General features: G+C 68.5%; 26 protein-coding genes and 1 pseudogene. 6 read left to right on the top strand and 21 right to left on the bottom strand.

The features are described 5' to 3' along the window. The first annotated feature begins 79 nt into the window (after positions 1 to 79). Genes G7071_RS08160 through G7071_RS08150 form a run of 3 tightly spaced genes read left to right on the top strand, consistent with a single transcriptional unit; the run spans position 80 to position 1,529 of the window. The gene (locus G7071_RS08160; RefSeq protein ID WP_166317194.1) at positions 80 to 460 is read left to right on the top strand and encodes an ArsR/SmtB family transcription factor; all 381 of its coding nucleotides are present in this window, start codon (positions 80 to 82) and stop codon (positions 458 to 460) included. Next, positions 457 to 963: an SRPBCC domain-containing protein gene (locus G7071_RS08155; protein ID WP_166317192.1), complete on the top strand. Its 507-nt coding sequence runs from the start codon at positions 457 to 459 to the stop codon at positions 961 to 963. Before G7071_RS08160 ends, G7071_RS08155 begins: the two co-directional genes overlap by 4 nt. Continuing rightward, the gene (locus tag G7071_RS08150; RefSeq protein ID WP_166317189.1) at positions 960 to 1,529 is read left to right on the top strand and encodes a TIGR03086 family metal-binding protein; all 570 of its coding nucleotides are present in this window, start codon (positions 960 to 962) and stop codon (positions 1,527 to 1,529) included. The genes G7071_RS08155 and G7071_RS08150 overlap by 4 nt, the downstream gene beginning before the upstream one ends. Here G7071_RS08150 and G7071_RS08145 read toward each other — a convergent pair. The 14 genes and pseudogenes from G7071_RS08145 to G7071_RS19125 all read right to left on the bottom strand — a co-directional run bounded on the left by G7071_RS08145 (position 1,513) and on the right by G7071_RS19125 (position 16,824). After that, a complete protein-coding gene (locus G7071_RS08145) occupies positions 1,513 to 2,427 on the bottom strand; it encodes a PfkB family carbohydrate kinase (RefSeq protein ID WP_166317186.1) in 915 nt (304 codons plus the stop codon). The two genes, G7071_RS08150 and G7071_RS08145, sit on opposite strands and share 17 nt — an antisense overlap. An 88-nt stretch (positions 2,428 to 2,515) precedes the next feature. Further along, the gene (gene rplQ / locus G7071_RS19830; protein ID WP_166317183.1) at positions 2,516 to 3,337 is read right to left on the bottom strand and encodes a 50S ribosomal protein L17, sunset domain variant; all 822 of its coding nucleotides are present in this window, start codon (positions 3,335 to 3,337) and stop codon (positions 2,516 to 2,518) included. Between the two features lie 72 nt (positions 3,338 to 3,409). Next, positions 3,410 to 4,426, bottom strand: a complete 1,017-nt coding sequence (locus G7071_RS08135) for a DNA-directed RNA polymerase subunit alpha (RefSeq protein ID WP_166317180.1) — start codon at positions 4,424 to 4,426, stop codon at positions 3,410 to 3,412. Between the two features lie 102 nt (positions 4,427 to 4,528). Continuing rightward, positions 4,529 to 5,136: pseudogene (gene rpsD / locus G7071_RS08130) on the bottom strand (30S ribosomal protein S4). 29 nt (positions 5,137 to 5,165) lie between these two features. Continuing rightward, positions 5,166 to 5,561 (bottom strand): 30S ribosomal protein S11, encoded by a 396-nt coding sequence (rpsK, locus tag G7071_RS08125; RefSeq protein ID WP_010831742.1) that lies wholly within the window; start codon positions 5,559 to 5,561, stop codon positions 5,166 to 5,168. Positions 5,562 to 5,631: 70 nt separating this feature from the next. Then, positions 5,632 to 6,006 carry a 30S ribosomal protein S13 gene (gene rpsM / locus G7071_RS08120; protein WP_166317177.1) on the bottom strand — a complete coding sequence of 125 codons (375 nt, stop codon included), beginning with the start codon at positions 6,004 to 6,006 and terminating at the stop codon, positions 5,632 to 5,634. A gap of 245 nt (positions 6,007 to 6,251) precedes the next feature. Further along, positions 6,252 to 6,365: a 50S ribosomal protein L36 gene (rpmJ, locus tag G7071_RS08115; RefSeq protein ID WP_056707964.1), complete on the bottom strand. Its 114-nt coding sequence runs from the start codon at positions 6,363 to 6,365 to the stop codon at positions 6,252 to 6,254. A gap of 26 nt (positions 6,366 to 6,391) precedes the next feature. Further along, positions 6,392 to 6,613, bottom strand: coding sequence for a translation initiation factor IF-1 (gene infA / locus G7071_RS08110; RefSeq protein ID WP_056927040.1), 222 nt, complete (start codon positions 6,611 to 6,613; stop codon positions 6,392 to 6,394). Positions 6,614 to 6,959: 346 nt separating this feature from the next. Then, the gene (locus G7071_RS08105; RefSeq protein WP_166317174.1) at positions 6,960 to 8,483 is read right to left on the bottom strand and encodes a transglutaminase-like domain-containing protein; all 1,524 of its coding nucleotides are present in this window, start codon (positions 8,481 to 8,483) and stop codon (positions 6,960 to 6,962) included. Beyond that, positions 8,480 to 9,118: a hypothetical protein gene (locus G7071_RS08100; RefSeq protein ID WP_166317171.1), complete on the bottom strand. Its 639-nt coding sequence runs from the start codon at positions 9,116 to 9,118 to the stop codon at positions 8,480 to 8,482. The genes G7071_RS08105 and G7071_RS08100 overlap by 4 nt, the downstream gene beginning before the upstream one ends. Before the next feature lie 59 nt (positions 9,119 to 9,177). Next, a complete protein-coding gene (locus G7071_RS08095; RefSeq protein ID WP_166317168.1) occupies positions 9,178 to 10,356 on the bottom strand; it encodes a DUF58 domain-containing protein in 1,179 nt (392 codons plus the stop codon). An 8-nt stretch (positions 10,357 to 10,364) separates the two neighbouring features. Further along, entirely contained in the window at positions 10,365 to 11,333 is a 969-nt protein-coding gene (locus G7071_RS08090) for an AAA family ATPase (protein WP_166317165.1), read from the bottom strand. Positions 11,334 to 11,368: 35 nt separating this feature from the next. Beyond that, complete coding sequence (locus G7071_RS19130) at positions 11,369 to 13,195, bottom strand: fibronectin type III domain-containing protein (RefSeq protein ID WP_246210628.1); 1,827 nt, start codon at positions 13,193 to 13,195, stop codon at positions 11,369 to 11,371. An 821-nt stretch (positions 13,196 to 14,016) separates the two neighbouring features. Next, positions 14,017 to 16,824 (bottom strand): Ig-like domain-containing protein, encoded by a 2,808-nt coding sequence (locus G7071_RS19125; RefSeq protein ID WP_246210579.1) that lies wholly within the window; start codon positions 16,822 to 16,824, stop codon positions 14,017 to 14,019. A gap of 213 nt (positions 16,825 to 17,037) precedes the next feature. Here G7071_RS19125 and G7071_RS08080 point away from each other — a divergent pair, with 213 nt between their 5' ends. The 3 genes from G7071_RS08080 (at position 17,038) to G7071_RS08070 (ending at position 20,378) form a co-directional block, all read left to right on the top strand. After that, a complete protein-coding gene (locus tag G7071_RS08080) occupies positions 17,038 to 17,448 on the top strand; it encodes a hypothetical protein (RefSeq protein WP_166317159.1) in 411 nt (136 codons plus the stop codon). Positions 17,449 to 17,775: 327 nt separating this feature from the next. Next, the gene (locus G7071_RS08075) at positions 17,776 to 18,984 is read left to right on the top strand and encodes an FHA domain-containing protein (protein WP_166317156.1); all 1,209 of its coding nucleotides are present in this window, start codon (positions 17,776 to 17,778) and stop codon (positions 18,982 to 18,984) included. Continuing rightward, complete coding sequence (locus G7071_RS08070; RefSeq protein ID WP_166317153.1) at positions 18,981 to 20,378, top strand: serine/threonine-protein kinase; 1,398 nt, start codon at positions 18,981 to 18,983, stop codon at positions 20,376 to 20,378. Before G7071_RS08075 ends, G7071_RS08070 begins: the two co-directional genes overlap by 4 nt. Positions 20,379 to 20,390: 12 nt before the next feature. On the opposite strand, the gene G7071_RS08065 is transcribed toward G7071_RS08070, so the two are convergent. The 7 genes from G7071_RS08065 to rpsE all read right to left on the bottom strand — a co-directional run bounded on the left by G7071_RS08065 (position 20,391) and on the right by rpsE (position 25,810). Next, positions 20,391 to 21,413 carry a TerC family protein gene (locus tag G7071_RS08065; RefSeq protein WP_166317150.1) on the bottom strand — a complete coding sequence of 341 codons (1,023 nt, stop codon included), beginning with the start codon at positions 21,411 to 21,413 and terminating at the stop codon, positions 20,391 to 20,393. 230 nt (positions 21,414 to 21,643) lie between these two features. Further along, positions 21,644 to 22,414, bottom strand: coding sequence for a type I methionyl aminopeptidase (gene map / locus G7071_RS08060; protein ID WP_246210627.1), 771 nt, complete (start codon positions 22,412 to 22,414; stop codon positions 21,644 to 21,646). 64 nt (positions 22,415 to 22,478) lie between these two features. After that, positions 22,479 to 23,054: an adenylate kinase gene (locus G7071_RS08055; RefSeq protein ID WP_166317145.1), complete on the bottom strand. Its 576-nt coding sequence runs from the start codon at positions 23,052 to 23,054 to the stop codon at positions 22,479 to 22,481. Positions 23,055 to 23,056: 2 nt separating this feature from the next. Next, positions 23,057 to 24,355, bottom strand: coding sequence for a preprotein translocase subunit SecY (secY, locus tag G7071_RS08050; RefSeq protein ID WP_166317142.1), 1,299 nt, complete (start codon positions 24,353 to 24,355; stop codon positions 23,057 to 23,059). 197 nt (positions 24,356 to 24,552) lie between these two features. Continuing rightward, complete coding sequence (gene rplO / locus G7071_RS08045; protein WP_166317139.1) at positions 24,553 to 24,993, bottom strand: 50S ribosomal protein L15; 441 nt, start codon at positions 24,991 to 24,993, stop codon at positions 24,553 to 24,555. After that, entirely contained in the window at positions 24,993 to 25,175 is a 183-nt protein-coding gene (gene rpmD, locus G7071_RS08040; RefSeq protein WP_166317136.1) for a 50S ribosomal protein L30, read from the bottom strand. The genes rplO and rpmD overlap by 1 nt, the downstream gene beginning before the upstream one ends. After that, on the bottom strand, positions 25,175 to 25,810 hold the full coding sequence (gene rpsE, locus G7071_RS08035) for a 30S ribosomal protein S5 (protein WP_166317133.1): 636 nt from the start codon (positions 25,808 to 25,810) through the stop codon (positions 25,175 to 25,177). The genes rpmD and rpsE overlap by 1 nt, the downstream gene beginning before the upstream one ends. Positions 25,811 to 25,850 lie beyond the last annotated feature (40 nt).

Here is a 25,850-nt window from a genome sequence, read left to right as displayed (position 1 = left end):
CACTTGTCAACCCAACGGTTGACAAGAAGGACCACGCCTCCCTACCTTTGATCAACCAACCAGTTGAAGAAGGTGCCGCGTGACCGACCAGCTCTCCAGGGTGTTCGCTGCCCTTGCCGACCCCACGAGACGGGACATGGTGGCGCGCCTGACCGACGGCGACGCGACCGTCAACGAGCTGGCAGCGCCATACGCCGTGAGCCTGCAGGCCGTCTCCAAGCACCTCAAGGTGCTCGAGGAGGCGGGCCTGGTCAGTCGCAGCCGGGAAGCCCAGCGCCGACCGGTGCACCTGGAAGCCGAGGTGTTCGACCTGATGACCACGTGGATCGAGCGCTACCGCCAGCAGGCCGAGGGGCGGTTCGCCCGCCTCGACGCCGTGCTCGCGGAGCTGGCCGATACCGACACTCGCACCGACATCGACATCGACACCGACACCGTTCACGAAGGGACCGCATCATGACCACGACCCACGACCCCGCCACCCGCTTCGAGCACGCAGCGATCGAGGCCGACAAGACGATCCCCGCCATCCACATCTGGCGCGACTTCGCCGCCACGCCCGCGCAGCTGTTGCGGGCCCACATCGACCCCGAGGTGTTCGCCCGCTGGATCGGGCCCACCGACCTCGGCGCACGGATCGAGGAGTGGGACGCCCGCGACGGCGGGAGCTGGCGCTACACCGCGACCGGTCGAGAGGGCTTCGAGACGAGGTTCCGCGGCTGCTTCCACACCGTGCGCGAGGACCGGATCGTCCAGACCTTCACCTGGGAGGGGATGCCCGACGACGTCGCGCTGGAGACGCTCACGTTCGAGGACCTCGGCGACGGACGCACCCGCCTCCACGCCCTGTCGCTGTGCGACTCGTTCGAGGGACGAGACGCCTGGCTCTCGAGTGGCATGGAGGTCGGCATCGACGACGGCTACGCCGCCATCGACCGGATGCTGGCCGAGGGAGACCTGTGAGCGACTCGTCGCTGGAAGTGGCCGAACGACACCGGCGGTTCGCCGACTGCTTCGCCACCGTCGCGAGGAATGTCGAGGACTGGGCGGCACCCGCGCCGGTGGCGGGCTGGACGGCTCGCGACGTCGTCGACCACCTCACCGGCTGGTTCCTTCACTTCCTGGCCTCGGGCGGAGTCGACCTGGCACCAGCCCCGGCGGACTCCCACGATCCGGTCGCGACGTGGCTCCACCACGCCGCCGCCGTCCAGCAGCTGCTCGAGACACGGGGTGAGGAAGAGTTCACCCACCCGCACGCCGGCACCCACCGGTTGGCCGACGCGGTCGATCGCTTCTACTCCGCTGACGTCTTCATGCACACCTGGGACCTCGCGCGGGCGGGCGGTGTCCACGTGGAGCTGGACGAGGACTACGCCAGGCAGCTGCTCGAGGGCATGCGTCCGATCGAGGAGATGCTGCGGTCCTCAGGGCAGTACGGCGCCGCCGTACCCGTGCCCGACGACGCGCCCGTGGTCGACCAGCTGATGGGCTTCGTCGGTCGTGACCCGGAGTTCAGCCCAGCTCGCTAGAGAAGGGCGGGTCGGCGCCGGGCCGCGAGACGGTGACACCGGCAGCCCGCGTCGCGAAGCCGAGGACGTCCTCCACCACCCCGGGCGTGAGCCCGATCAGCCGCTCGGCCGCACCGGGACCGACCACCCCGAGGCGCCAGAGCGCGTCGACGGCTGCGGCCCCCAGGGTGTCGCCCGCCCCGATGGTGTCCACGACCTCGACGGCCACGGGTGGCACCTCGACGCGGACGTCGCGGGCGAACCAGGCGGCGCCGCGCGGACCGCGTGTCACCAGCACAGCACAGGCGCCCAGGTCGAGCAGTCGAACCGCTGCCGTCGCATCATCGACTCCCGGCCACAGGGCGGCCAGATCCTCGTCGCTGGCCTTGACCAGGTGGCTCCCGGCGACGAGGGCCTCGACCTGCGCAACCACACCGGCACCCGTCCCGGTGACCTTCTCCCGCACGTTGACGTCGTAGTAGACCAGTGCGCGATCACGCCATCGCTCGACCAACGAGCGCACCACGGCAGCACCGGGTTCGACCAGCGCCGCGAAGGAGCCGAACGCCAGGACCACCGGGCGCACGTCTGCAGGCAGCATCGGCTCCGGCAGCCGCGTGCCGATCGTCAGGTCGTAGTCGGCTGCCCCGTCGGGGCCGATCGTCGCCACGGCCCGGGACGTCTCCTCGAACACGCACGGCTGCGCAGCCAGACGGACGCCGTTGGCGGCCAGGTGGGACTCGAGCAGCGCCCCGTGGTCGTCATCGCCCCACCCGGTGAGCAGCCACGCCTCGCGTCCCAGCCGCGCCAGGGCGACGGCAGCGTTGGCCGCACTCCCGCCCGGCACGGTGCGGTCGCCCTCGGGCCCACGCACCACGTCGGCCACGGTCTCGCCGGCCACCAGGGCCACCTCTTCCATGACTGTGTGGTCTACCACGCTCCGGCAAATGCGTCAGGCCCGCCATCCCCGAGGGGGACGACGGGCCTGGCGTACGACAGGTGCTAGCTCACTCGCCTGCGCGGGTGAAGCCTGCCGCCTCGGCGGACTCGACGGAGTCGAACCACACCTCGGCGGTCGTCTGTGCGAACCACTGGCCGTCGGGCTCGTGGAACTTCATCGAGTCCTCGTTGCCCTTGATCGGGAAGCCCTCGGGGGCCTCGTCGACGTTCTCCATCGGCACGTGGGAGCCGTCGTACTTGCCTGCGAAGCCGCCGGTGGTCTCCTCGAAGACCTCGGGGTCGACGTTCTCGACCTCGGCGAACGGCGCCACGCCGGCCTCCTCGGCCTTCGCCTCGACCGGGTCGACGTCGACGACGTCGGCAGCTTCCCCGGTCGCCTGGGCCTCGGCGGTCTCGACGTCAGCGGGCTGGGTCTCGACGACGTCGCCCTCGGCCTCGACCTCGGCCGGAGCCGCCGTGGAGGGAGCGGTCGCAGCAGCCGTCTTCTTCGAGGAGGCAGCCTTGGGGCTGTAGGCCTCGGTCACCAGCTCGATGACTGCCATCGGGGCGTTGTCGCCCTTGCGGGGCCCGATCTTGGTGATCCGGGTGTAGCCACCCGGACGGTCGGCGAAGGTCGGCGCGATCTCGGTGAAGAGAACGTGGACGACGCCCTTGTCGCGGATGGTCTTGAGGACCTCGCGACGGTTGTGCAGGTCACCGCGCTTGGCCTTGGTGATCAGCTTCTCGGCGTGCGGACGCAGCATCCGTGCCTTGGTCTCGGTCGTGGTGATCCGGCCGTGCTCGAACAGCGAGGTGGCCAGGTTGGCCAGGATGAGGCGCTGGTGGGCAGCACTGCCGCCGAGGCGCTTTCCCTTGGTGGGCTTAGGCATGTGAGTTCTCGATTCTCTCCGGCCGTGTCAGGTACCGGGGTAGACGCCGCTCGGCGTGAGCGGCGGTTTGGGTTAGTACTGCTCGTCCTCGACGAAGGCGTCGTCGTCGTCGTCGCCGTATGCCGCGAGCGCGGCGTGCGGGTCGAAGCCGGGCGCGCTGTCCTTGAGGGACAGGCCCATCTCGACCAGCTTGGCCTTGACCTCGTCGATCGACTTGGCACCGAAGTTGCGGATGTCGAGCAGGTCCTGCTCCGAGCGGCTGATGAGCTCACCCACGGTGTGGATGCCCTCGCGCTTGAGGCAGTTGTAGGACCGGACCGTCAGCTGCAGGTCCTCGACCGGAAGGGCCAGGTCGGCGGCGAGCTGCTCGTCGACGGGCGAGGGGCCGATGTCGACGCCCTCGGCCTCGACGTTGAGCTCACGCGCAAGGCCGAACAGCTCGACGAGCGTCTTGCCGGCCGAGGCGATCGCGTCCCGGGGACGGATCGAGGCCTTCGTCTCGATGTCGATGACGAGCTTGTCGAAGTCGGTGCGCTGCTCGACACGGGTTGCCTCGACCTTGTAGGTCACCTTCAGCACGGGGCTGTAGATCGAGTCGACCGGGATCCGGCCGATCTCGTTGTCGGCACCCTTGTTCTGGACGGCCGAGACGTAGCCGCGGCCACGCTCGACGACCAGCTCGAGCTCGATCTTGCCCTTGTCGGACAGGGTCGCGATCTTGAGGTCGGGGTTGTGCACCTCGACACCGGCCGGGGGCGCGATGTCAGCGGCGGTGACGGCACCCGCGCCGGACTTGCGCAGGTACATCGTGACGGGCTCGTCGTGCTCGGAGGAGACGACCAGGCCCTTCAGGTTGAGGATGATCTCGGTGACGTCCTCGGTGACGCCCTCGATGGTCGAGAACTCGTGGAGGACGGTGTCCACCTTGATGCTCGTGACGGAGGCACCGGGGATGGAGGACAGGAGGGTACGGCGCAGGGAGTTGCCGAGCGTGTAGCCGAAGCCGGGCTCCAGCGGCTCGATGACGAACCGCGAACGGAACTCGTCGACGGACTCTTCGGAGAGGGTCGGGCGCTGAGCGATAAGCACTAGTTCTTTCCTTCCCGGGTCCAACCACCATTTGATGGACCCGAACTCACGTGAGGAGGAGGCGTCGGTGGCCGCTCGGGCCGAGCGGCCACCGACAAGGGATTACTTCTTCGAGTAGTACTCGACGATCAGCTGTTCGGTGACCTGCGTGTCGATCTGCGCACGAACCGGGACCTGGTGCACGAGGATGCGCATCCGGGTGGGGATGGCCTGGAGCCAAGCCGGGACGTGCCGCTCGCCGTGGGTCTCGCGAGCCACGATGAAAGGCGTCATCTCCAGGGACTTCTCGCGCACGTCGATGATGTCGTGGGCCGAGACCTGGAAGCTGGGGATGTCGACCTTGTGCCCGTTGACCTTGAAGTGGCCATGGACGACGAGCTGACGCGCAGCCCGACGGGTGCGGGCGAAGCCGGCGCGGTAGACGACGTTGTCGAGGCGGCACTCGAGGAGCTGCAGCAGGTTCTCGCCGGTCTTGCCCTGGCGACGGTTGGCTTCCTTGTAGTAGCGCAGGAACTGCTTCTCCATGACGCCGTAGGTGAAACGGGCCTTCTGCTTCTCACGGAGCTGGAGGAGGTACTCGCTCTCCTTGATGCGCCCGCGGCCGTGCTGGCCGGGGGGTAGGGACGCTTCTCGAACGCGGAGTCGCCGCCGACGATGTCGACACCGAGACGGCGCGACTTGCGGGTCATGGGTCCGGTGTAACGGGCCATGTCAGTCTCTCTTTCTCAGTCTCGGGTGGTCAGACGCGCCGGCGCTTGGGCGGGCGGCAACCGTTGTGGGGGGTGGGCGTGACGTCCTGGATGGTGCCGACCTCGAGGCCGATCGCACCCAGCGAACGAATGGCGGTCTCACGACCCGAGCCCGGACCCTTGACGAAGACGTCGATCTTCTTCATGCCGTGGTCCATGGCACGACGACCAGCGGCCTCGGCAGCCATCTGGGCCGCGAACGGGGTGGACTTGCGCGAGCCCTTGAAGCCGACGGTGCCGGCAGAGGCCCACGAGATCACGGCGCCGGTGGGGTCGGTGATGGTGACGATGGTGTTGTTGAACGTGCTCTTGATGTGGGCTTCGCCCTGAGCAATGTTCTTCTTCTCCTTGCGACGCACCTTGGTGGCGCGGCTCTTGGGAGGCATAGATATCTCCTACGGTGTCTGGTCTGGAAGCTTCGTGGAAGGGCCTGTGGTCAACGCACGAGGCGTCGGCTCACTTGGCCTTCTTCTTGCCGGCAACAGTGCGCTTGGGACCCTTGCGGGTGCGCGCATTGGTCTTGGTCCGCTGTCCGCGGACCGGCAGGCCCATGCGGTGGCGGCGGCCCTGGTAGCTGCCGATCTCGATCTTGCGACGGATGTCAGCCTGGACCTCGCGACGGAGGTCACCCTCGATCTTGAAGTTGGCTTCGATCGCGTCACGGAGCTTGACCAGCTCTTCGTCGCCCAACGTGTGGACGCGCGCGTTCGGGTCGACCCCGGTTTCGGCGAGGAGCTGCTGGGAGCGGGTACGGCCGATGCCGTAGATGTAGGTGAGTGCGATCTCGATGCGCTTGTCGCGCGGGAGGTCCACACCAACGAGGCGTGCCATGTGGCGTTTCCTTGTCTGTTCATCGCTTTGGTTTCTGGTCGTGTCGCGTCCCGATGAACTCCTCGTCGCGAGCAAGCTCGCGTCGATTCGCTCCGGTCGTCAGCCCCGGCGCCGCCGGGTCAGACATCCTCGCTCAGGCCCCAGCCAAAGCGCCGGGGGCGGATTCGGTCAGCCTCCCTGGGGAGGCCGCCTAGCGATCACGTTGTGGTTGATTCAGTTGTGGTCAGCTGCTGGTGAGCGTCAGCTCACCCTTGCCGCTGCTTGTGGCGAGGGTTCTCGCAGATGACCATGACGCGGCCGTGACGACGAATGACCTTGCACTTGTCGCACATCGGCTTGACGCTCGGGTTGACCTTCATGTCAACGCATCCTTGCTCTCGGCTGGCTACTTGTAGCGGTAGACGATCCGACCTCGGGTCAGGTCGTAGGGGGACAGCTCCACCACCACGCGGTCCTCAGGGAGGATCCGGATGTAGTGCTGACGCATCTTGCCGCTGATGTGGGCGAGAACCTTGTGTCCGTTGGTCAGCTCGACCCGGAACATGGCATTGGGAAGGGCCTCCACGACGGAGCCCTCCAGTTCGATCACGCCTTCTTTCTTCGGCATGTCCTCCGCAATCTTCTCGTTGGTCTTATCTACCGTTCTGGCACCGCTCCACGCTGTGGAGCCGGGTGGCCCGGGAACCTCCGCCGCTGGGACGGTGGACCTCGTGAAGTTGCGCGTGGTGACTCATCCCGCACGCGCAACGGTGACTCTGGGTGAGCCGTGCTGCACGTCCGGGCAGCCGCGAGGCACCACAAAACGCAGACCCACGTTGGGCCGACACGCCAGTTTAGTCGGAGGCCGGAGCAAAAGACCAATCACGACGCCCGGAACGACCTCAGGCTGATCGCGGCCCGCCACCGTTGGCGCCGGCCGACCTGCCGGGACATCTCCGCGCGCTCCGACTCGATCAGTCTCCAGTATGCCGCTGCCTGCTCGGCGGCCGGAATCGCCGGCCCGAAGACCGCGCCGTCCGCGTGCCGAGCCAGGCCCGGGGCGGACTCCGATCCGATGGAGGACGACTGCTCACGACGGGTGGCCGCACCCATCGGGACGTGCTGGCCCAGGTCTCGAGCGTGGTCGACCAGCTCGCGCCAGGCGCCCACGAATCGGGCTGACGTGACGTCCGCGGTGCGCCGTCGGCGCCGGCGCAGGGCCTTGAGACCGAGGATGGCGGCCAGGACGACCAGCACGAGGACCAGCGGCCCGGCGACATACTTGGCCACGAAGAGCAGCCAGGCCGGGACCGAGGCGCCGAGCACCTCGTCCTCGTCCCCTCGTCCTTGGTGGCCTTGCGCTCCTTGAGGTCCGCGTCGCTCTGCTCGCCGGCGTCCGAGGGAGGCGGGATCGGCGCCGGGGGCGGCACGATCGTCCCGCTCATCGGCGTCTTGGACTCCGGGAGCTTCTCCGCCGGCGGCTCCTTCGACATGAACCGGTCGGCCGGCAAGGTGCGCCACGTGCCGTCGGCTGCCTGCAGCTCCACCCACGCCTCTACCTCGGCCCCGGTGACGACGCCGCCCTCCGGCACGACCGCACCCAGCACGACCCGCGCGGGGACACCGACCTCCTGGGCCAGCAGGGCCATCACGGCGGCGTACTGCTCGTCGTTGCCGACCATCTGCTCGTCGTTGATGAACTCGTCGGAGAGCCGCCGCAGGTTGTGCCCGGGGTGATAGACCTGCTCGGCCTTGGTCACCCCGTCGGAATACTTCCCCTCTGACTTGAGGTGGTCGGCGATGGCCAGCACGCGTCCCATCGGCGTGGTGGCCTCCTTCGACCAGTCGTTCGCCGGTTCGGTCAGGAAGCCGGTGCCGGGCGGCAGGGCTGTGACCGCGGCCGCGGCGAGCGTGTCCTGGTCGACCTCGGCAGGCGGTTGGACGGCCTTGAAGGAATAGGTGTCGCCCGCGCGCAGGCCCGACGGCACGACCGCTGTCGACGTGGCGAGGTTGTAGCGGAAGGACTCCGCCTTCCGGTCGGGTTCGCCCAGGCCGAACTCGATTCCTCGCAGGGCCCCGACCGTGGGCAGCCAGACCCCGGAGTGTCCCTCGCCGATCGTCACCTCGGCCTCGACGTCCTCGCCCTCGGCCGGGTTGTCGATCGTCGAGGAGACCCGCTGGAACGAGTCGGCTGCTGCTTCCCCGGGCAGCGCGTCGTTGGAGGCACCCCAGACCATGCCGTCGTAGGTGTCCATCGCCGCGATGCGCACTCGCGTCCCCGCCGGCACGCCCCGCACGGTGAACAAGGTCTTGGTGAACACGTTGGTCGGGTCGTCCCCGGGCCGCAGGTCGACGTACTTGCGAAAACCTGCCAGCGGCGACGGGTAGCGGCCGATGTCGAAGGGTGGCTCGACCCACGCCCGCGCGACCAGTCGTTCGTCGTCGTCGCCGCCGGTGACCAGGGCGCTGGCCGGGAGCGCCAGCGCGGACGCCGTCACCACCAGCGCCGCGCCGAGCGCGACCCTCCCCAGCCGGACGTCCCGCCGTGCACGGAGGCCGAGGCTCGCCGGGCTCGGATGGCGAGCCAGGCGAGGGCTGCAGCCGCGAACAGCGCGCCCTGCACGATCACCGACTGGGGGTGGCGGACGCCCAGCAGGATCACGGCCACCAGGACCAGCGTCAGGACGAGGACGGGCAGGAGAGCCGTCATCCAGGCGCGCCGCAGCCGGACCCGGCTCGACGCCGTCCCCACCAGCCCGACGACCAGGCCGAGCAACCAGGGCAGGACCAGCAGCGGTCCGTCGCCGTCCACCGGAGGCAGCGTGGTCAGCATGTCCTTCCAGCCGAAGACCGCCTGGTCCGCCAGACCACTGAGCGTGGTGGGACCAGGGAGCAGCGCGGCGTCACCCGTCGAGCGCAGGCACAGGGGCCCACCGAGGAGGAAGAAGAGTGCCGTCACGACGACGACCGGGGCGACCAGCGGCCAGCCGAGCACACCAGCGGCGTGAGTCACCCCGATCGCGAGCAGGATCCCGCACACCCCGACGACGAGGAACGCCCAGCCGGTGAAGGAGGTGGCGAAGCCGCTCAGCGCGAGCGTTCCCAGGACGAGCACGAAGAGAAGGTCCAGCATGGGAGCCAGCCGCGGCCGGAGCCCACTGCGGCGGGACCTGGTGATGGTGTCGGCGTGAGTCACTTGACGCTCCACCGGAGCAGGCCGCCGAGGTCGTCCTTGTCGGCGAGGTGCAGGACCGGCAGCCCGCCGGTCTCGGTGACCCGGCTCTGGCCGTTCGCGTCGAACAGGATGGCATAGCGGCGCACTTCCGGGGGGAAGGCCGCACTGCCACGCAGCAGGTCGGAGAACTCGCTGGCGGGGCCGCCCACCAGGAAGAGCAGGCTGCAGTCGGGGGCGACGTGCGTGGCCCGGCGTGCTGCCTTCACGACCCCGACGTCTCCCGTGGTGGCACGACACACCGCGTCCAGGGCGAGATGGCCGTCGTTGCCGGTGGACGCCGTGCTCCCGCAGACGAAGGAGACGTCGAACTCGTCGAGCAGCGCGCGTACGGCGATGGAGGCGGCGACGGACATCGCGGTCTCGAACTCGTCGAGATCGGGCCAGGAGGACTCCATGTCGTCGACGACGATCGCGGCATGGCTGCGACGGGTGTCGAGGTATTGACGGACCAGGAGGCTGGACTCGCCGGTCGAGGCCATGACCTTGGCCGAGGACCGCCAGTGGATGTGGCGCAGGTCGTCGCCGGGCACGTATTCGCGCAACGCGTGGAAGGCAAGGTCGCTCTGCGAGATGGCGTCGGTCGAGACGCCCTCGAGGTCGCGCAGGAGGCCGGCGCCCAACGTGTCGAGAGGGACCATGGGCGGTCGGACCAGGACCTCACGCACGGGCGTCCAGACGACGTCGCGCGAGAAGACCCCCAGCGGATCGCCACGGCGCGTCGTCGCCGGTCCCACCCCGATGACGCCGCGGCGCTCGGTGCGGATGGTGAAGGACTCCTCGTGCCGGCCACCGGGCGGCAGGAAGGCGATCCCGTAGCGGTGGACCGAGGCCCCGACGGGGACCTCCAACGAGGTCGGCAGCAGGCGGCCGCGGGCGATGTTCTTCACGATCACGCCCGCCGCGACGGACTCCCCTGCCGCCACCCGCTCGGGCGCCAGCCGCAGATCCACGTCGACGTTGGTCCGACCGATGAGGAAGGGGGCGGTCAGCGCGAGGAGCAGCAGGCAGGCCGCCGCGATGACCGCGAGCTCGTGCCAGTCCGCCACCACCGCGACGTATGCCGCACCCAGTCCGATGCCGAGGATCAACCATCCCAGGGGACGGACGACGCCCAACAGCTGCTTGACCCGCTCCATGTCGTGGCTCAGGCCACCCGGTCGGTCGGCGGCTCGACGGCGTCGAGCAGACGCCCGATCACCGTCTGCACGCTGACCCCGCTGAACTGCGCCTCGGCGTCGAGGAGCAGGCGGTGGGACAGGATCGGTTCGGCCATCTCCTTGATGTCGTCGGGCACCACGTGGTCGCGTCCATCGGCGGCCGCCCACGTCTTGGCCACCCGGATGAAGGCCAGGCAGCCGCGCGGGGAGAGGCCGAGCTTGACGTGGGGCTGGCGGCGGGACTCCTCAGCCAGCTCGGCGACATATCCCACGACCGCGGGGTCGACGTAGACCTGGTCGGCCAGGCCGCTCATCTGCGAGATGGTGGCCGCCGTGATGACAGGGGTGACCAACGAGGCCCGGTCGCGGACCGCTGCGTTGACGAGGAGCTCGACGGTCGCGGCCCGGTCGGGATAACCCATCGAGGTCTTCATCAAGAAACGGTCCAGCTGGGCCTCGGGCAGGCGATAGGTGCCGGCCTGCTCGATCGGGTTCTGCGTCGCGATGACGAGGAACGGCCTGCCGACCGGGTGTGCGACCCCGTCGACGGTGATCCGTCCTTCCTCCATGACCTCCAGCAGCGCCGACTGGGTCTTCGGTGAGGCGCGGTTGATCTCGTCGGCCAGCACGATCGTGTGGAAGATCGGGCCGGGGTGGAACTCGAACGTGCCCTTGTGCTGGTCGTAGACGGTCACGCCGGTGACGTCGGAGGGCAGCAGGTCAGGGGTGAACTGGATCCGGGCCTGGGAACCCTGCACGGTGTTGGCCAGCGCGCGGGCCAGCATGGTCTTGCCGGTGCCGGGGAAGTCCTCGAGCAGGATGTGCCCCTCCGACAGCAGGCAGGTCAGCGCCAGGCGCACGACGTGGCGCTTGCCGAGGACGGCTTTCTCCATGTTGTCGGTCAGCTGGTCGAAGGTCTTCTTGAACCAGTCGGCTTGCTCGTGCGAGATGGTCATCGTGCTCCTCAAAAGTCAGTTGGTGAGCAAGGCTGCTACCAGTTGAGTGCTGCGGTCACTGAGAAGTAGTTGGGCCCACCCTGACCTGCCTCGCAGGTGACTTCGATGTACCCCGCATCGAAGACCCAATCAGTGATTGTTTCTCCGTTGTCCATGTTGCCCTCGTAGGCCCACATGTTCTGGTTGGCCGTGGACTTGGTCACCTGACAACCGAAGTGCACTCGCGCGCCCGTGACGTTGATGCCCATGAAACCGCAGCGATTGTTGGTACACCCGAGCATGCCCAAGTTGCTGCAATCGTTCGTTGTGTCACTGTCGCCGTCGTTGCAGGCGCGTTGCTTGTAGATCGAGACCGTCGGCGGGGGCGGATTGCCGGTCGTGGCCTGGCCCGATACCTGGGCCTCGCCACGGCCTGTGGGGGCATCGTCGAAGAGTCGAACGCGTATCTCGGTGCGGGTGTTGTAGTCAGACACCGTCACGGCCTTGGTCACCGAGAAACTGCCTCGTGAGTCCAGTGCGATGACTTCCTCGGCCCCGTTGTCCGTGCGCACACCCAGGAGCGCGGCGTCGCCGTTCGAGGTTCCACTGATGGTCCAGGTCACCTGCAACCCGTTGACCTGAGCGGAGACCGGGTTGAGGTGCTCTGTCCGCAAGGGACCGTATGTCTGAATCGACTTGGCGTCTGCCGAGACCGTGCACCCGGTCGGTGCATTCTCGTTGCACATCCGTAGCTGCACCGGGTATTCCATGGCATTGCTGGGGGTGGACACCACCTCGTTGATGGCCACACCCTCCGAGACGTCGGCCTCCCACACGACCTGCCCACCGACCAGGATCGCCGCCCTCGACGTCTTTCCACGTGAATCAGGGGCAGTCGCGGTGACCCGGGCCTGGTTGTCGGAACCGGTCGGAAAGGCTTGCCAGGCTCCCCAGCTTCTCGGCTTCCCGACGGCTTCGAAATTCACAGCACTGCTGGCGGGAGACGAGTTCAGAGCGTTGTGTGCTCGGACAGAGTAGGAGTAGATGCTCCCGTCGTACGTACGCCCGCCGTGAGTGCAGGCTGTGGATTGGATCCTCGAGCACCCGGGCACAGCGGCCGGCGCCTTGCCGGCCACGGAGTAGCTCACGGTGTAGAGCGTCGGAGCCTCGCCCTCCGGAAGGGTCGGCGACCACGTGGCCCGGACATCCGTGACCTGCTCGCCCGCCTGCAGGTCGACGACCTGGAGGCCGGTGGGCGCGAGGGGCGTACCGATGGACTGGAACGGCTCGGACTGCCGCACGGCTGACCACCCCACGCTGTTGCGCGCCTCGACGGAGAAGAAGTACTTCCGGTTGTTGTCCAGGTTGGGCACGACGAAGCTGGTGGTCGAGCCGTCCAGGGACACCGAGTTCCCCAACCAGGTCAGGAGGTATTCCTCGATCTCGGTCGTGCTGTCGGGCTTCTTCCAGCCCACGGTGATGGTGTGGTCCCCGCGGCTGAGCATGCTGATGGAGCGGACCCGGCCGGGTGGGGTGTCGGCGTACGCCGTCTTGGACTGGTCGCTGAACGCGCTCGTGCCCACCTTGTTGACCGCCGCCACCCGGAAGGCGTACTTGGTCGCGTCCTGGAGACCGGGGAAGTCGCAGACGGTGGTCCGGCAGGAGATCGATCGACCCGATCGGACCTCCTTGGCAACATATTTGGTGATGGGCGATCCACCGTCGTCCTTGGGGGCCTCCCACGAGATCCGGATGGTCCCCTTCTCGCGGTTGACGTAGGAGAACGGCTGGGACGGCGCCCCCGGCACACCCGCCACCGCGAACTCGATCCGGCCCTCCGCGGTGCGCGTGCTCGCGGGCGAGGCATCGGCGACGTCACTCATGATGACTCGCAGGACCGTCTGGCCCCGGGCTTCCGGACCGGCGCGCAGGGCGATGCGCGAGCCGCCTGACTTGCTGGCGCTCACCCCTGAGCCGCTGACCGTGATCACCGAGACCACGGTCGGATCCGGATCGGCGATCTCGGACTCGAGGTAGCGGGCGAGGTCGAGATCGCGACTCTGCCCTGCCTCCATGTCGTCCACGCGGATGGGCAGCAGGGTCGGCGGCGGCGCCTTGACGAGACGGAACCGGATCGACGCTGGTGCGCTCGCGCCCGCCGTGACCGCAAGGGCAGCCTCCCCGCCCTCCGTCGCACGCTCATCGGCACTCACACGCAGGACCGCACTGCCATTGCCGTCGACGCTCAGCCCGTCGACGGGCTGGGTCCACTCGCCGCGGTAGTCGAGGGTGGCTGCCTCGGCCGGGTCGAGGGTCCACACGTTGCACAGTGAAGCGATGTCGAGGTCATAGGTCTCACCGGCGGAGATGGTGATGGTGGTCTGCGGGCACTCGAGCACCGGGGTGTCGTCCCCGACCTGCACCGGGATCGAGAGCAACGCCGTGTAGCCGTCCGCCCGATCCTGGGGGTCCTCGTTCCCGGTGGCGTCGGTGGCCGTCGTCACCTGCACCAGCAACGCACCCGGTCCCCTGAAGCCGTCTCGGGCCGAGATCTCGAACGAGCCGTCACCGGTGCGCGTCGGATCGAGGTCCGACGGCGATGCGGAGACTGCATCGCGCCCGACCAGTCGGACCGTGCCCTGCGAGGGAGTCACGATGTAGTCCGACAGCTTGCCCTTGGCCGAGCCACCCTCAGGGATCTCGATCAGGGCGTCGGGCTTGACGTAGGGGATCCCCGTTCCGGTGGGAGGGACGTAGAGGGACGCGGTGGCAACCGCCCCGTCGGCGTCCTCCACCCGGAACGGCACGACGAGGGGGTTGGGGCTGCGGTCGACGCGGAGGCGGTCGCCCTTGACCGTGGGTGAGCCCTCCGTGCCCAGCGCCTTGACCAGCCGCAGGCCCTCAGCAGGACCGTCAGGGTCGTAGGCGCCTTCCAGCACGTCGACCGAGACGCTCTCGCTGTCGTCGGCGCCGCCGAACGCGTCGTGCACGATCGGCGGGTTGTTGAACGACTCGGCGAGATCGACCTCGATGACGGCGATCGAGCTCTCGATGCCGTTGCTGATCTCGTAGACGACGTCGGGGACGGGCGCGCGCACGTCCTCGGGGTCGGGACCGAGACGAGGTTGGTGTCGGGGTCGAGCTCGACGCCTGCGGACGGGTCGCGCAGCTCGATCGTCACGTCGTCGCTGGGCGCGATGTAGTCGTTGGCCAGTGGGTCGACGATCGCGGTGCGTCCCGGCTCCACCGTGAGCTGGTCCGAGACGGCCAGTGGCGGCTGCGGCTCCTCCGGAGAAACGACCGCGACGCGCACGACGCCGGACGCCACCGCTCCCCGGCTGTCCATGATCGAGTATTCGAACTGGTCGGTCCCGGTGCTGCGTGGGTAGGCCTGGTATTCCAGGAAGTTGCCGCCGTACGACACCACGCGCCCCAGCCGGGGCGCGGACGTGATGCCGACGACCGTCACGGGGTCGCCGTCAGGGTCGACCCCGCTGCCCGGGATCCGGATCTTCGTGGTCGCACCCGACACCGACCGCGCCTCGAGCGTCGGTGGCTCGGGTGGAGCGTTGTCCGCCCCTGCCGGGGTGACCGAGACCACCAGGCGACCCGGCGCGGTCTGGCCCGTGGTGTTGCGGGCGACATAGTGCACGTCGAAGGAGTCGCGCTCCTGCAGGTCCGGGGCGACGTAGCGGACCGAACGGCCCGAGACGTAGGCCGTGCCCAGGTCGCCCGTCACGTCCACCGGACGGTCGACCTCCAGCTCACCTGCGACACCATTCGCACCGTCCCCCTGCGTCGCAGCATCCGCGACGAGGCCGAGCCGGTCACCGGACGGCGAGAGGTCGTTGTCGAGCACGGGGACCGTGATCGAGGTGCCGGCGCGGACGGTCACGCGGTCGGTGGTGGTGATGGGTGCGTCGTTCTCGGGCCGGGGCCGGTGGTTCACCGATATCTCACCGGTGATCCCCGAGGTCGCACCGTTGCTGATGGAATAGCGGATCAGCTGGGGAGTCGGCGGGAGATCGCCCTGCCTGGCCGAGATCCGGACCCACCGACCATCGATGACAGCCACGTCGAGCAGGCCGGGAAGGTCTGCCTCGGCCCGTTGCACCACCAGCAGCCCGCCCGCCGGGTCCAGGTCGTTGGCGAGCACGTCGACGATCCCGGCCGACTGGCCGAAGAGGGTCATGGTGTCCGGCATGGCCACCGGGGCACCCGGGGAGCGGGGCTTGGGGCGGACGTCGACCCGGATGGTGCTCTTGTCGACCGGAGCGTTGCCGTATGCCGCGTCGTAGTCGAGGAAGTAGGTCCCGGGCCTGGCCGCGACGAGCGTGATCAGGCCGCTCTCGAGGTCCGTCTTGATCTCGGTGCCGGCCTGGCCGGGCAGCCTGCCGCCCAGCGCGAGCTCGGCGTTCGGCGAGCCCGGGTCGGAGCCGGGGAGGTCGTTGAGCAGCGGGCGGATCTTGATCGGCGTCCCGACCTCTCCGCGCACGACGTCTGGCTCGGCCACGGGGGGGAAGGTGGCGCGGTCGAGCCGCTTCTGGACATCGAACGTGAGGGTCTTCTCGACTGGTGCGGACCTGCCGTCGGTGACGGCGTAGGAGACCTGGAACTGGGCGCCGCCCTCACGCGAACCTGTGAAGCGGACCCTGCCGTCCGCGGTCGTGCGGGCGACCGCACCATCTTGCGAACCGCCGACGACCGTGGCTGAGTCGAGCACCAACGAGTCGCTGTCGCGGTCGTCACGCCAGTCACCCAGCACGGGCACGGACATGGTCCCGTCTGCGGGCACCCGCCACTTCTGGGGTCGATGTCCCTCTCGGGGACGCGGCGGCGCGTTGACAGCGCCAGCGCGAACGTCGACCCGCACCGTCGCGTGGGCGGAGAAGTTGCTGCGTCCGTCGTCGATGTAGTAGTCGAAGGCGATGTCGCGCGCCTTCTCCGGGAGGTCGAGCACGAGGCTCTGGCCATCCGGGCTGATCTCGACCCGGGCTCCGGCGCCCGGTTGGTCGACGTCGACGATGCTGAGCAGGCGACCCTCGGGGGCCGAGTCGTTGTCGAGCGGGTGCAGGACGCTGGCCCGCCCGGGCCGGGCGCCGTAGTTGTCCGGCTCCGCCTTGGGCGGACGCTTGTCGCCGCTGCTCTGCTCATCGTTCTTCTGGTCCTGGTCCTCGACCTTCTTGGTCGCGGTGAAGGCGTTCCAGTTGTCGATCTTCTCCGGCTTGGGGGTGTCGACGTCCCACACGGCCCCGCTGGCCGTGTCGTTGAGCACGATCTGTCCGCGGTTGACGCGGAACGCAAGCTGGCTGGCCTTCCCGCCGAGACCGCTGGTCCGCGGTTCTTCGTCGCCACAGACGACGGTGACCGCTCCCAGACCCCGCGCCCACGCACCATAGGAGCAGTCGCCGAGACGGACAGGCTGGACCGGATGGCCGGACACACCGGACTCCACCGTGCGCACGACACCCGAGTCGAGGTCGACGCCCAGCAAGGCGTCAGCCGCACCCACGAGCACCTCCCCGCGTCTGGCCCGGGCTGCTGCAGGCGACTGCCTTCGGGCACGGTCGCGGATCCGCCGCCGAGCACCGTCAGTGCACCGGTGGTGTCATCGAGCGTCACGACCCGATCGCCGACCGTGGTCACCGCGGTCGGGTCGCCCGCGGCCGACGGCAGGTCGTCCGTACGGGGCTCCCCGAGGTCGCCATCTCCGGCCGGTATGGAGGTGACCGTCTTCTCCTCGGCGGAGGTCACGATCACGGTCCCGGCCTGGCTGACTGCGAGCGCGGCGTTCGCCCCGACGCTCTCCAGCGGCTTGGCCTGGGCGTCGAGCGACGAGATCAGCGGTCGACCGCGCTGCGGGTCGAGCCGTACGGCCCAGACCTCGCCTGTCTCGCTGTCGACCGAGGCGAAGGTGCCGCCCGCCAGCTGCTGGTCGCCCAGGGTCGGCAGCGACACCCGGGCCGTGGCGTCGAGCTTGGCGGACTGCGGGTCGATGACCTGGGCGGTTCCGGCCCTTCGGTCGATGGCCGCGACGACGGCCCCGTCCTGGACGACGTCCAGCGGCCGCTCCCCGCCACCCTCGGCGAAGACGATGGCGTCGAGCTGGTTGATCGGCTTGTTGATCCGACCATAGATACCGCGGTCGCCGTGGAGGACCCACACGCCGCCGTCATTGAGCTGCGCCTCGTGCGCCTGGTAGCCGTCCGCGGTCACGGCGTAGCCGAGCACCGCCCCCGCCGCCAGCAGCAGAGCGGCGTTGGAGGAGAGGGCAACCTTGTGCCGAGCGATGAACCCGCCCCGTGCCATCTGCATCCCCCTACTGCCCGCGCCCGACCCCGGTGCGCACGAGGAGCGTATGTAGGTGTTCGCTGGAGGACAAGTTGAGACAGATCCCGCCCGATCAGGGACGATGAGGACAATGTGCCCTGAGGGCCGCTCGAGCTCGGGGGAGGAGGCAGCCATGGGGATGGAGATCAGGTATGCCGTCGGCGACGGCCTGCTGCTCGGCGCTGGGGACCTGTGGGTCCTCATGTCCGATCCGGGCGACGACGGGGTCGTCGAGGACGTGTGGGCGGTCGTCTCCGGCGCTCGGCCCGGCGACGCACCAGCCACGGAGCGAGTGCTGGCGATCACGGAGAAGGCCTTCGACGAGGGCTTCCTGGCCCTGGCCATGGTCGACCTCTCCCCCGGTGCTGCGATGTCGGTGTCCCGAGGTCGCGGACACGTCCGCATCTCGGGCGCCGACCGGATCCTGTCCCTCGACGGCGGAGAAGGTTCACCTCCCCAGTCGGGCCTGCGACGACTGGTCGGCGGCGTCGTCGGTGCCAGCCACGTCTCGCTGCGACCGATCGCCCACCGCGTCGCGCCCCCAGCGGAACGCGCGACCATCCCTCCTCCACCGCCGGACGGAGTGCTCATCGACGGCATCCCGGACGCGATCCTGGCTGCCACCGGACCGGACGGGCCTCCCCCACGACCGCGGCGGCGCCAGGGCGCCGACACCGATCCCGACACTGGTTCACGCACGGACACCACCGAGCCCGACCCTGCCTTCACGGCCCGCATCTCGCAGGGCGCGCACACCACGATCCAGCCTGCGCTGACGACGACGCCGTCGACGCCTGCCGGGTCCAGCGCCGACGACGACGGATCCACCGTGCATCGGCCCGGGCCCCGCGCACACCTGCGCCAAACGCCTCCACAGATGGTGCTCGCTCGCAGCTGCCCCGACGGTCACCTGACGCCGGCCGACCGGGCCACCTGCCGCACCTGTCGCCAGCCCGTGGCGCCGCAGGAGCCCCGCGAGGTGCCTCGACCGCCGCTCGGGGGGCTGCGACTGCCCACCGGGGAGGTCGTGCCCCTCGATCGCGGAGTGGTGCTGGGCCGCAAGCCGGCACCGTTGGAGAACAGCAACGACTGGCCGCACCTCGTGCACCTGCCGGCCGACCACACGTTCGTGTCACGCATGCACCTGCACATCGAGCTGAGTGGGTGGGACGTGCTGGCGCGCGACCTCGACTCGCGTGGTGGCACCATGCTCACCATGCTTGGACGACCGCCCGAACGCATGCGTTCAGGTGAGGCCTACGTCCTCGAGCCAGGGGCCGTGCTGGACCTGGCTGAGGTCTACGAGGTCCGGTTCGAGGTCGGCACGGTGGTGGGCCGGTGAGTGCCCCGGTCATCGCTGGGTTCACGTTCGTCGAACACCTGGGCAGCGGCGGTTTCGCGGACGTCTTCCTCTACGAGCAGCAGTGGCCGCGTCAACGGGTCGCGGTCAAGGTCGTACGACCCGACGTCCCCCTCAACGAGCGGGAGAAACAGCTCTTCACGGCCGAGGCCAACGCCATGGCGCGACTGGCCGACCACCCCTACATCGTCTCGGTGATCACCGCTGGGATGACGCAGGACGGCGGTCGTCCCTACCTCGTGATGCGCTACTGCCCACCACCCGACCTCGGGCTGCGTGTGCGCTCCAACCCGATGGCCCCCGCCGATGCGGTGAGCACCGGGATCAAGCTGGCCAGTGCCATCGAGACCGCCCACCGGTCGGGGATCATCCACCGCGACATCAAGCCGAGCAACGTGCTCGTGACGACCTACCACGAACCGGCGCTGACCGACTTCGGGATCGCCGGGCACCTCGCGGACGTGGAGGGAGAGAGCGACGTACGCATCTCCTATCCGTGGTCTCCCCCGGAGATGCTCGACGGACGGTCCAACGGTTCGGTCGCCTCCGACGTCTATTCGCTCGGTGCCACGATCTGGCACCTGCTCGTGGGACGCTCCCCTTTCTCCATCCCTGCCGGCGACAACTCGACGCGGGCGCTCAGCGCGCGAATCCTGCACGCCCCTCCCCCGGCGACGCAGCGACCGGACGTCCCACCTGCCCTCGACCGGCTGCTGCAGCAGTGCTTGGCCAAGAACCCGGCACACCGTCCGCAGAGCGCACTGGACCTCGCGCGCAGTCTCCAGCAGGTCGAGGCGGCGGCTGGCTGGGCGCGCACCAGCGTCGCGGTGGAGGGCGACCGACTCGACACCTCCGTGCAGGCGCTCGCGCCGGAGCACGAGGAGGACCGGACCGTCATGAAGGCGGTCACGGTGATCTCTGCGTCGTCTCCCCGCCGCGTCGCCGCGGCCCAGGTCGCCCAGCAACCGGAGGATCGACCGCGGGGCCGCACGACGTCGGTGGTGTGGGGGGTGATCGGCGTCGTCGCAGCGTCGGCGATCGTCGCAGGGCTGGTCCTCAGCGGCGGCCGCGACAAGCCCACCAAGCCAGCAGTCGCTCCGACCACCGGCACCCCGTCACCGCTCATCGCAGACACGTTGACCAAGCCTCCGACCCTCACGGGGGTCCGGGAGGGGCGCGAGGTGACGTTCCGGTGGGACAGCCGCGAGTCGGTCGATGCCGGCGACGAGTGGATCTGGCAGGAGGTGGGGCGTCAGGGTTTCCGGCGCACCACCAAGAGGGCCGCCACCATCAGGTCAGCGGGCGAGGTGTGCCTCGAGGTCAGGCAGGTGCGTGGTTCGGACGAGTCGCCCACGGCCAACGACTGCGTCCGCTGAGCGAGCGACCGCTCAGCCGTCTTCCCAGTCGCGCCGCGGACCGGTGTGAGCGTCCCTCTCCTGCTCCGACATCCTGCTGGACGCCCACAACGACACGACGGCCGTCACCACGAGCGTGGCGAGGATGACCACCAGGGAGAGCCAGATCGGGATCTCCGGCGCCCACTCGATGTGCTCGCCGCCGTTGATGAAGGACAGCTTGTTCTCGTGCATGGCGTGCAGGATCAGCTTGACGCCGATGAAGGCCAGCAGGAAGGCCAGGCCGTAGGAGAGGTAGATCAACCGCTCCAGGAGCCCACCGATCAGGAAGTAGAGCTGGCGCAGGCCCATCAACGCGAAGATGTTCGCGGTCAGGACGAGGTAGGGCTCCTTGGTGATGCCGAAGATCGCCGGGATCGAGTCGAGGGCGAACAGCAGGTCGGTGGTACCCAGCGTCAGGATCACGATGAACATCGGGGTGATGACGCGCTTGCCGTTCTCGACGCTGAAGATCTTCTTGCCGTGCCACTCCTTGGTGGCAGGGAACCGCTTCTCGACCCAGAGGACGAGACGGTTCTCCTCGTACTCGTCCTCGTCCTCGCCGCCCTCCTTGGCGAGCTTGACCGCGGTGTAGACGAGGAAGAGGCCGAAGACGTAGAAGACCCAGCTGAACTCGTTGATCGCCACGGCGCCGACGGCGATGAAGATGGCGCGCATCACCAGCGCCATCACGATGCCGACCATCAGGGCGTACTGCTGCAGCTCGCGGGGCACCATGAACTTGGCCATGATGATCAAGAAGATGAACAGGTTGTCGATCGAGAGGGAGTACTCGACGAGCCAGCCGGAATAGAACTCCAGGGCCGACGTCCCGCCGGCGGCATACCAGACCCCGAGCCCGAAGATCACCGCCATCCCGACATAGATCGACAGGTAGGTGGCGCACTCCTTCATCGACGGCTCGTGCGGGCGACGACCCACGACCGCGAGATCGAAGGTGAATACGGCGATGGTCACCACGGCGGTGGCGATCCAGACCCAGGTGGGCACGTCCACGAGCTTGCTCCTACAGAAGTTGGGGGAAATGGCGAGCACCGGCACCGCGAAACGGCGTGGCCGGAGGTCTCTTCCGCTCAACGCGTTCGGCGCGAGCCGATGGCACCGGGAGCGAGCTCATGCTCGCGCCGTACTGACGACACCATCGCTGAGGAATACTCCCCTCCTGACGCGCCAGTCTGCCATGCGCCTGGGTGCCGGACGAAAGCGCGACCGAGCGCCGGGCAGACTCAGCGACCGCCGTAGGGGATGCCGAGCTCGGCGAGTCGCGAGCGCCCGCCGTCGACCGCAGTCAGGACCCACGGCCCGGCTTCGGTCAGGGTGAAGGTGTGCTCGAAGTGCGCCGCGAAGGAGCCGTCGACCGTGGCCACGGTCCACTCGTCCTCGAGCAGGTCGGACTCCTTGCTGCCCAGGGTGACCATCGGCTCGACGGCAAGCGCGAGGCCTTGGACAAGCGTCGGCCCCCGGCCGGCACGCCCGAAGTTGGGCACGTTGGGCGGCATGTGCATCTCGGAGCCGATGCCGTGCCCGGTGTAGTCCTCGATGATCCCGAAGGACCCTTGGCTCCGCACGTGCTGCTCCACCGCGTGGGAGATGTCGGTGACCCGACCGCCCAGCCGCGCGGCGCACATGCCGTGCCACAGGGCCTCCTCCGTGACCCGCATCAGCTCGCGGACCTCGGCAGTCACCTCACCGACGCCCACGGTGATGGCTGCGTCACCGTGCCAGCCGTCCACGATGGCACCGCAGTCGATCGAGACGATGTCGCCCTCGACCAGGATGCGCTCGCCGGGGATGCCGTGCACGATCTCGTCGTTGACCGAGGCACAGATGGACGCCGGGAACGGGGGGTGGCTGTAGCCCTTGAAGGAGGGGATCCCCCCGTGGTCGCGGATGTTGGCCTCCGCCAGCTCGTCGAGACGCCCGGTGCTCACTCCCGGCTGGGCGGCGGCGCGGAGCAGCTCCAGGGTCTCACCGACGAGCAGGCCCGCGACCCGCATCTGGTCGATCTGCGCCTGGGACTTGATCTCCAGGCCACGGTCACGGAAGCCCACGGCCCCGGGCTCAGCTCTGGGGAACGACGTCGAGAGCGGCGAAGATGCGCTGGGTGACCTCGTCGATCTCGCCGAGCCCGTCGACCTCGATGATGAGGTCCCGGCCGCGGTAGACCTCGATCAGCGGCGCCGTCTCCTCGGCATAGATCTCCTGGCGCCGCCGGATCACGTCTGCCGTGTCGTCGGCGCGACCCTCGGTCTCGGCGCGCTGCAGCAGCCGGTCGACGACCTCGTCCTGGTCGACGGTCAGCACCACGACGGCGTCGAGCGCGTGACCGGTGTCCTTGATCATGTCGTCGAGCTCTTCGACCTGCGCCAGCGTGCGGGGATAGCCGTCGAGCAGGAAGCCGTTGCCGGCGTCTGCCTCCCCGATCCGGTTGCGCACCATGCGGTTGGTCACGGTGTCGGGGACGTATTCGCCGGAGTCCATGTAGCGCTGGGCCTCGATGCCCAGCTCGGTGCCCTGCGAGACGTTGGCCCGGAAGATGTCACCGGTGGAGATCGCCGGGATCTCGAAGTGCTCGGCGATGTACTTGGCCTGAGTGCCTTTGCCCGCACCGGGCGGACCCATGATGATGAGGCGCATTGTTAACGGAGGAACCCTTCGTAGTTGCGCTGCTGGAGCTGGCTCTCGATCTGCTTCACCGTGTCGAGGGCGACGCCGACCATGATCAGGATCGAGGTGCCGCCGAAGGGGAAGTTCTGGTCGGCGTTGATCAGCGCGAACGCGATCAACGGCACCAGTGAGATGAGGCCGAGGTAGAGCGCTCCAGGGAAGGTGATGCGCGAGAGGACGTAGGCGAGGTAGTCCTGCGTCGGCTTGCCCGCCCGGATCCCGGGGATGAAGCCGCCGTACTTCTTCATGTTGTCCGCCACCTCTTCAGGGTTGAAGGTGATCGAGACGTAGAAGTAGGTGAAGAAGATGATCAGCAGGAAGTAGGTCGCCATGTAGAGAGGGTGGTCTCCACCGACGAAGTAGTCGTTGATGACTCGGATGACCGGAGAGCTGCTGCCGGGGTTGAACTGGACGGCCATCGCCGGGAGGTAGAGCAGCGAGCTGGCGAAGATGACGGGGATGATGCCCGCCTGGTTGACCTTGAGCGGGATGTATGTCGATGAGCCGCCGAACATCTTGCGACCGACCATGCGGCGGGCGTACTGCACCGGGATGCGGCGCTGGGCCTGCTCGATGAAGATGACCGCCGCCACGAGCATCAGCCCGATGACCATGACGATCCCGAAGGTCACCCAACCCTCGGTGGTCTGCACCTTCCACAGCGAGGCCGGGAAGGTCGCGACCACCTGGCAGAAGATGAGGATCGACATGCCGTTGCCGATGCCGCGGTCGGTGATGAGCTCACCGAGCCACATGATGACCGCGGTGCCGGCGGTCATGGTGATCACCATGGTCAGGAAGGTCGCCGTCGAGTCGCTGTGGAGCAGGTCGCGGTCGCAGGTCGTGCCCAGCAGCGTGCCGGCACGGGCGAGCGCCACGATTCCGGTCGCCTGCAGGAGGGCGAGGCCCAGCGTGAGGTAGCGGGTGTACTGCGTGATCTTGGTCTGGCCGGACTGGCCTTCCTTCTTCAGCGTGTCGAGTCGCGGGATCACCACGACGAGGAGCTGCAGGATGATCGAGGCTGTGATGTAGGGCATGATCCCGAGCGCGAAGATCGTCAGCTGGAGCAGCGCACCACCGGAGAACAGGTTGACCAGCTGATAGAGCCCCTGGTCCTCGACGTCCTGGAGGCACGCCTGCACGTTGGCCACGTGGACGCCGGGCGTCGGCACCTGCGACCCGAGCCGGAAGATAAGGACGATCAGCAGGACGAACAGCAGCTTGCGCCGCAGGTCCGGCGTGCGGAAAGCGTTGGCGAACGCGCTGAGCACAGGATCCTCTTTCGTGAACGTTGCCGGAGCAGGCGTTGAGACCGCCCTGACCGATGAAGCCCTCGGACTACCTCCCCGAGGGCCCGGGGAAGCCTAACAGTGACCGCACCGCGCGGACCCCTGGGTGAACGCACGAGCCCGGTCGGACAGTTCCCACTGTTCGACCGGGCCGCATCGTTGAAGCCAGGAGATGGTCCTCAGACCACCGTGGTGCTGCCGCCGGCGGCCTCGATCTTCTCCTTGGCGGAGCCCGAGAAGGCCGCGGCGCTGACCTGGACGGCGACATTGATGTCGCCCTGGCCCAGCACCTTGACCGGCTTGCCCTTGCGGACGGCGCCGCCAGCGACGAGGTCGTCGACAGTGACGGTCCCGCCCTGGGGGAAGAGCTCGCCGAGCTTGTCGAGGTTGACGACCTGGAACTCGACCTTGAACGGGTTGCGGAAACCCTTGAGCTTGGGCAGACGCATGTGGATCGGCATCTGGCCACCCTCGAAGGCGACCGGGACCTGGTAGCGGGCCTTGGTGCCCTTGGTTCCACGACCAGACGTCTTGCCCTTGGAGCCTTCACCGCGACCGACGCGGGTCTTGGCGGTCTTGGCGCCGGGAGCCGGACGCAGGTGGTGCAGCTTGAGCGTCATCAGTCGACCTCCTCGACCGTCACCAGGTGACGGACAGTGTTGACCATGCCCCGGATCTCCGGGCGGTCCTCCTTGACGACCACGTCGCCGATCCTCTTGAGACCGAGCGTGCGCAGCGTCTCGCGCTGGTTGGCCTTGAGGCCGACCAGACCACGGTTCTGCTGAACCTTGAGCTGTGCCATCAGGAAGACACCCCCGCAGCGGCAGCGGCAGCTGCCTCGACCTTGCCGGCCTCGCGAGCCTTGAGGATCGCAGCCGGGGTGACGTGCTCGACGGACATGCCGCGACGGGCGGCCACCTGCTCGGGCTCTTCCAGCATCTTCAGCGCAGCCACGGTGGCGTGGACGATGTTGATCTGGTTGGACGACCCGAGCGACTTGCTCAGGACGTCGTGGATGCCGGCGCACTCCAGCACGGCACGCACCGGGCCACCGGCGATGACGCCGGTACCGGGGGAAGCCGGACGGAGCAGGACGACGCCTGCGGCCTTCTCACCCTGCACCGGGTGCGGGATGGTGCCCTGGATGCGAGGGACCTTGAAGAATGCCTTCTTGGCCTCCTCGACGCCCTTGGCGATCGCCGCAGGAACTTCCTTCGCCTTGCCGTAGCCGACACCGACGAGACCCTCGCCGTCACCGACGATCACGAGGGCGGTGAAGCTGAAGCGTCGACCACCCTTGACGACCTTGGCGACTCGGTTGATGGCTACGACGCGCTCGATGTAGACAGACTTTTCAGCGCCGCCACCGCGACGGTCGTCACGCTGACGACGGTCGCCCGAGCCGCCGCTGCGCTGTCCGCGCTGGGCTCCGCTCATGAGATGTGCTCCATATCTAAGATCTCTCTCTTACCGCGTT

Origin of the sequence: Nocardioides piscis (assembly GCF_011300215.1) — a bacterium.
Taxonomy (GTDB): domain Bacteria; phylum Actinomycetota; class Actinomycetes; order Propionibacteriales; family Nocardioidaceae; genus Nocardioides; species Nocardioides piscis.
The sequence above is the reverse complement of the archived record's forward strand: the minus strand, read 5'-3'. Positions and strand labels throughout refer to the sequence as shown.